Origin of the sequence: Veillonella sp. S13053-19, assembly GCF_002959835.1 — a bacterium.
Classification (GTDB): Bacteria; Bacillota; Negativicutes; order Veillonellales; family Veillonellaceae; genus Veillonella; species Veillonella rogosae.
The window spans coordinates 23,949-30,293 of the sequence record NZ_PPDA01000011.1 but is presented as its reverse complement, the minus strand read 5'-3'; the positions used below and the strand labels follow the sequence as shown (position 1 = coordinate 30,293).

Annotated in this window: 6 protein-coding genes; 2 read left to right on the top strand and 4 right to left on the bottom strand. The window is 27.2% G+C overall.

The features are described from left to right. The first annotated feature begins 987 nt into the window (after nt 1-987). The gene (locus VEHSUH06_RS07340; protein ID WP_105098364.1) at nt 988-2,118 is read left to right on the top strand and encodes a RepB family plasmid replication initiator protein; all 1,131 of its coding nucleotides are present in this window, start codon (nt 988-990) and stop codon (nt 2,116-2,118) included. Nucleotides 2,119-2,314: 196 nt separating this feature from the next. Here VEHSUH06_RS07340 and VEHSUH06_RS07335 read toward each other — a convergent pair whose 3' ends face one another. Together VEHSUH06_RS07335 and VEHSUH06_RS07330 are read right to left on the bottom strand one after the other, a co-directional pair. Further along, complete coding sequence (locus tag VEHSUH06_RS07335) at nt 2,315-2,548, bottom strand: hypothetical protein (RefSeq protein WP_105098363.1); 234 nt, start codon at nt 2,546-2,548, stop codon at nt 2,315-2,317. Between the two features lie 17 nt (nt 2,549-2,565). Further along, complete coding sequence (locus VEHSUH06_RS07330) at nt 2,566-3,183, bottom strand: ParA family protein (protein ID WP_105098362.1); 618 nt, start codon at nt 3,181-3,183, stop codon at nt 2,566-2,568. 538 nt (nt 3,184-3,721) lie between these two features. Between VEHSUH06_RS07330 and VEHSUH06_RS07325 the strand changes: the two genes are divergently transcribed. Next, a complete protein-coding gene (locus tag VEHSUH06_RS07325; RefSeq protein ID WP_146251405.1) occupies nt 3,722-4,624 on the top strand; it encodes a hypothetical protein in 903 nt (300 codons plus the stop codon). Here VEHSUH06_RS07325 and VEHSUH06_RS07320 read toward each other — a convergent pair. Together VEHSUH06_RS07320 and VEHSUH06_RS07315 are read right to left on the bottom strand one after the other, a co-directional pair. Further along, nucleotides 4,587-5,522, bottom strand: coding sequence for a nucleotidyl transferase AbiEii/AbiGii toxin family protein (locus VEHSUH06_RS07320; RefSeq protein ID WP_105098360.1), 936 nt, complete (start codon nt 5,520-5,522; stop codon nt 4,587-4,589). The two genes, VEHSUH06_RS07325 and VEHSUH06_RS07320, sit on opposite strands and share 38 nt — an antisense overlap. Nucleotides 5,523-5,541: 19 nt before the next feature. Next, complete coding sequence (locus tag VEHSUH06_RS07315; protein ID WP_233187908.1) at nt 5,542-6,162, bottom strand: recombinase family protein; 621 nt, start codon at nt 6,160-6,162, stop codon at nt 5,542-5,544. Nucleotides 6,163-6,345: the final 183 nt, after the last annotated feature.

The window sequence follows — 6,345 nt, the reverse complement described above, 5'->3', positions numbered from 1 at the left end:
CTTTTTTTTTTGTTAAGGACACCTTTTTTTTAGGTTAAGGACACCTTTTTTTTTGTTAAGGACACCTTTTTTTTAGCTATTGAATTTATGATGCTGGATATCAAAGAAAGCTAGTATTTATCTATATTTTTTTATTACTGAATACCAGCATAGATCATAATAAGGAGACATTTTCCGACTTATTAAGGGACATTTTCCGACCTAAAGGACACCTTTTTTTTTAGTCAGGATATTAAGGTGTTAGAATCATCTATAAATGCAGTAAATACCTGCATTTATAAACTATATAGAATGCTAACTAGTATCTAATAGGACACCTTTTTTTTAGCTAAGTTAGATCCATAAGGGGACATTTTCCGACTTAAAGGACACCTTTTTTTTAGCTATTAGATTTGTAATGCTGGATATCAATGAATCCAGTATTTATCTGTATTTATTGAATAGATAAATACTATTTTTTGGTTCAAATACCCTTTTTGTGGAGTTTCAGATACCCTTTTTGTTGGTTCATGAGAGGACATTTTCCGACCTAAAGGACACCTTTTTTTTAGCTATTAAATTTGTGATGCTGAATATAAAAGAAGCTAGTATTTATCTATGTTTTTTTATTACTCAATACCAGCATAGATCATAATAAGGAGACATTTTCCGACTTATTAAGGGACATTTTCCGACCTAAAGGACACCTTTTTTTTAGCTATTAAATTTGTGATGCTGAATATAAAAGAAGCTAGTATTTATCTATATTTTTTTATTACTTAATACCAGCATAGATCATAATAAGGAGACATTTTCCGACCTAAAGGACACCTTAAATAAAAAAAGGTGTCTTTTTTTATTTAAAAGACACCTTTTTATTGTAAAAGGTGCCCTATCTATAGTAAAATAATTATTGTCCGATAATTATTTTTCTAAGTTAATAGAAAGGAGCTATAGATAGAGCTAACATGAATTATATCATGTTACTTTTTCTATGTAAAAAAAAATATGGAATGGTTTAAACCTATGATTAAATATCACAATGAGCTTAATAAAATCGCTTTATCTGGTTTAACTACTCGTGAAGTGGATATTCTATTTGCGATTTGTTCTGTTATAAGAGATCAAGGAACAAATGAAGTTACATTTTCTTTTAATGAAATAAAGCGTCTAGCATCAGTTACTACCGCTAATCAAGATGAATTTGTTTCTATAATAAAAAATATATATGGAAAGTTAAGTACTCTTAAAGTTACTTATGATAATGGTAATAAATTTGGTTATTTTGTATTATTTACTAAATTTTTAGGTGATAGAGAAAATGAAATAGTATCTATTCAAATTAATAGTGAATTTTCTTATTTATTAAATGATTTAACTCGAAACTTTACAATGTTTGAGTTACAAGAATTTAATGGACTTGAATCTATTTATTCTAAACATTTGTATCGTTTATTGAAGCAATTTAAATCTACCGGTGAATATAGAGTTAAAGTAGATGATTTTAAGAGATTACTTGATATACCAGAATCTTATACAATGAAAAGAATAACTGATAAAATTCTTAATCCTATTATTGAAAAAGAAATGCCTAAGTATTTTAAGAATTTTAGTATTGAGAAAATTAGAGAAGGTCGTTCAATTAAATATCTTGTTTTTAGATTTAATAAAGAAAAGCAATATACATTAAGTAATGAAGATTCATCTATATCGGTTTCAGAAAATAATGCTAATCAAATACTAATAGAACAACGAAAAGAAGATATTTTATGTCCTAAATGTGGTAAACCTTTAGTTTTATTATCGAAACGAAACGGTGATACATTTTGGGGGCATCCAAATTACTTAATCTCTGATTGTAAAGCTACATTTTCTACTATTGAAGAAATTGAAGCTGAAAGAGAAAAAAGACTTAATTTAATAGAAAACGAAGCAGATCGAGCTAAATTTGAGAAAGAAGTAAAGGAATTAATTGATCAACATAAAGATATTGTTAAATTAAGTGGTTTTGAAAAAAGATATGTTTGTATAGAACAAATTGAACAACAAGATTTATTTTATCAAAATCCTGTTATGCGAATTAAAATTGATAAAAACGCTATCAATGTAATTAAATCTTGTATAGAAGAATGGTCTTAAGTAGAATACATTAAAATATATAGAAAACTCCGTATAGATTAAAATACGGAGTTTTTTACTATATTAATTTGTTTGATAAAATTCTTTTATTGGGCACAATATTAGATTTATTTATTAATTTATACGGAGATATTTCCGACTAATAAAGGGATATTTTATGAGAGATAGGACTCACAAATGTGGAGATTATATATTTTTAGATGATATTTTCAAAGTTTTCGTTAATTGTTTTATCTACAATTAATCTTAATACAGCAGTTACAGTTAAACCTTTGCTGGTTGCATATTCTTTTAATGCTTCGCTTTGATCTGGTGTTAGGTAGATAGATTTAGCAATTCTTTTTGGTTTTATATCTGGTGTTACTTTTTGTGATGCATTTTTTATAGCATTTTCTTGTTTTTTAGATAATGTTTTGAATGTTGTTGCCATTGTTAATTAATCCTTTTTTATAATGATTTGATAATTTGTTTGATATCTTTGATTAATGATTGCATTTGCTCTGCTGCTGGTGAAAGCTTATTTTTTTCAACAACTGATTTTCCATCAGCAAAAGCATCTTTAAATATTTTTAAATTGCTAATCATAGTAGGTAAAACTGTCAAATTAAATTCGTTGATTAGAATATTTTTAAATCCTTCTAATTCTTGTTTGCTGCGTAAGTTAATCGAGTTTAGAATGATATAATCTTTGTTTTCAGCATCTAGCTCTTTTAGTATGGATCTGAAGTTTTCAAGACCAAATAACTCAATTTGAGATGTACTAATTGGTGTTAGAATAATATCAGCATAAACAAGGCTTAGACGATTAATATCATTATCCATACCACCGCTATCAACAATAATATGTTGTTTATTGTTACCTGCAAATGGTTCTAATACTTTTAATTCATCTCTGTTATTAGCATCTAAAATAGTAAGTTTTGGTAAGGATCGTAATTCATTGAAAAAGTATGATGATTTTTGCATATCTAGATCGAGAATAGGGCAGTTCATCTCTACTGCTAGATTTGTTGCTAATGTTGATTTTCCCACACCACCTTTAGTATGAGCTATGTTTATAATCATTTTTTCACATCCTTTTTGTATCAAAAAAAATTATTATAAATGCATTATACATTAAAATTATTTAATGGTAAAGTAAATTAATTTAATGTATTTTGGTATATAAAAAGGATTCACTAATTAATCTAGTGAATCCTTTTCATGTATAGTTTTATAAGAAAACTACTATATAGATTGGGAAATAGCATCTATATATTTCATAGCATAGCGTATTTTATGATAAATATCTATTACTACCCCCTAAATCCCCAAAAGGGGACTCAATTATTACAACGTGCTAGTTATATAAGATATGTCTAACTAGCACGTTGTAATAATTACATATTAGTATCGTATATGCTAATCTAATTAGTATATTGATGAAGTATTTATTAGTGATTTGTTTTTTTATTTATTTTATGATATAATGTGCATGCACATTATAATATGCTTTTTAAATATAGAAATAGAGTATGTGACTTTATAAGCTATTGCTCTATATAAATTATATATTTGACAAATAAGTCTAAGTAGTGTAATATGCGTATACGCATATTACACAATGGATAAAAAGGAAAATAATATGGCAAGAATACCTAATATCATGTTAGCGAAATCAAAAATAGAACAATATTTTGATAATAATGACAAAATCATATATGGAATCCATGACTTAATGATTATTTTTAACTCAAATAACAAGAAGTGGAATTTAAGTTATGCCACAACCTTTCAAAAGTTTGTGGATTTTTTAATAGAAAAATCATATTTAGAAAAAATTGACTTAGGTGCAAAAATACTATATGGATGGAAAATTAATGAATATGGCGAAGATATCGTTTATGAAATAGCGATTAACTTAAAACCACGCAGTTATATTAGTCATTATAGTGCTATGTTTCTAAATAATATGACTGAACAGATACCAAAAACTATCTATGTAACGTATGATCGTGAAACTAAATTAGTTAATCGTAATAAAAAGCTAGAGCAATCTAAGATTGATCTAGCTTTTTCTGAAAAAAAGGAAGCTAAAGAGGTTAGCTATACATTTAATGGTTATAGATTTGTATTAGTTAATAGTCCTAGTAGCGAAAAAATTGGTGTGAAATCGATTATGTTGTCTACAGGATTAATTATACCTGTAACTAATGTAGAACGTACATTAATTGATATTATTGTTAGACCAGAATTATCAGGTGGAATAAATGAAATTATTAAAGCCTATAAATCTGTTGATACAGTCCAAATTGTTAAGTTAAAAACATATTTAAGAAAAAAAGAGTATGTATATCCCTTTGAACAAGCTATTGGATTTTGTTTAGAGTACGCTGGTATTGATCCAGAAAAAGTTGACTTATTTTTTGAAGATTGTGAATTAGAATATAACTTTTATTTAGATAGAGGATTAGAAAATCCTAAATTTTCTAATCGCTGGAGGTTATATTATCCTTCTTATTTATAGTGTCTATATTAGGAATTCTATTGATTCCATCTATTATAAATTCAAATACTTTGTCTGGGTTAAATGCTTTAAGTTCATCATAATAAAGGGTATCTTTTAGTTCTAAAAGACCTGTATCAAAAATTTCTTTTTTAAAGTTTGAAATTTCAAATAAAAGGTGTAAGGGAACATTTTTTGCATCAAAAAATTTTTCTAATATATCTAATTCAAGTGATTCAAATTTTATATGTGTTTGATCATTCATAATCATGTAAATATCATAAAAATCTTTTGGCCGAGCTTGGATATCCTTATGAGCATGTTCATAAATTGGTAATTTTTGACAAATAGCTCTTAATTTTTCATAGACAATCATTTCTAATGTATATACTTTTATTGGATATCCTTCTAAATATTTAATTTCGCTCTGATTAGTAAATTCATATTTACTAATATCTATCATAAATTTTTTACTTTGAGTTGAAGGATTAATTACTTCGGCTTCTCGAGCTGCTTTTTGTGGATCTGGTAATTCATTAATAGGATGAATTCCTTTTCTAATTTTAAATTCAACTCTATATCCGCCCCAAAACTCCTTTGAGGCTATATTTTGTTTAGCTGGTCTTGCCTCAAATTTAAACTGAAATATACTGTAGGCTGGATTATATTCATTAAATATCGACTGTAGTGCGATTTCAAGTTTGTTGGCTATGATTTGAATCTTTTCAGGTGATATGTCATCTTGCATAGCTACATCAACATCAATCGAAGACCGATATGTAATATTATGGATTAGGTCTAATGCACTACCACCTTTTAGTGAAAAGAGTTTACTGAGATCATCATCTGAAAAAATAGCTTGTATGACTAATTTTCTAAATTCAGATAGCTGACTTATTACAGTGGTTGTTCGAGTCATAGTATTTTCCTATTTGTATTTAAAACATTCTTTCTTCTTCGTAACGTTTGATAATTTTATAGAAACCACTATTAGATAAATTAAGTCGTTTCCTAAAAGCGACAGCTGTAATTTTTCCAGACTTCCATTCCTGATACCATTGATTCATTTCTATAGGATATGTATATCTTGGTCTGCCAAACTTTACACCACGCTTTTTAGCTTCTAATATTCCTTCTGAGCGTCGTTTGCTGCTGCGAAGGTACTCTTGTTCAGCTTGCACTGTTAATACTTCAATTAGAAGCGTATTGATTAGTTCTAATATATTTTTTTCAAATTTTCCATATTCACCAAATTGAATCATCGTAGTTGGAACATCTAAAAAATGTACAATTACTCCTTGATCTCTGAAATATTCTAATTCTTGTTTAATCACTTCTTTAGTTCTACCAAGTCTATCTAATTCATGTATATAGAGGTGATCACCTTTTCTAATCGCTCTTTTTAAGGCATTCAAATCTGGTCTATCATTTGTTACACCAGAGGCACTGTCTACATAAATGTAACGTTCATCTGTTACATATTTTAATAATTCTGCAATCTGACGATCTGCTGTTTGTTCATTTGTAGAAACACGAGCGTATCCAAAATTAATATTCATATATTACCCCCTTATATGTCTATAAACCCATTTTACTTTATGTATATCTATAAAGTAAAATGGGTTTATTTTGTGTATAGTATATTCTTATAATACCAGATATGACTTAAAAGGGTACCTTTATGTAGATATAAAAGTCAGAAATGTAAGTAATCTATTTATAGGTAATATGATAATTATATT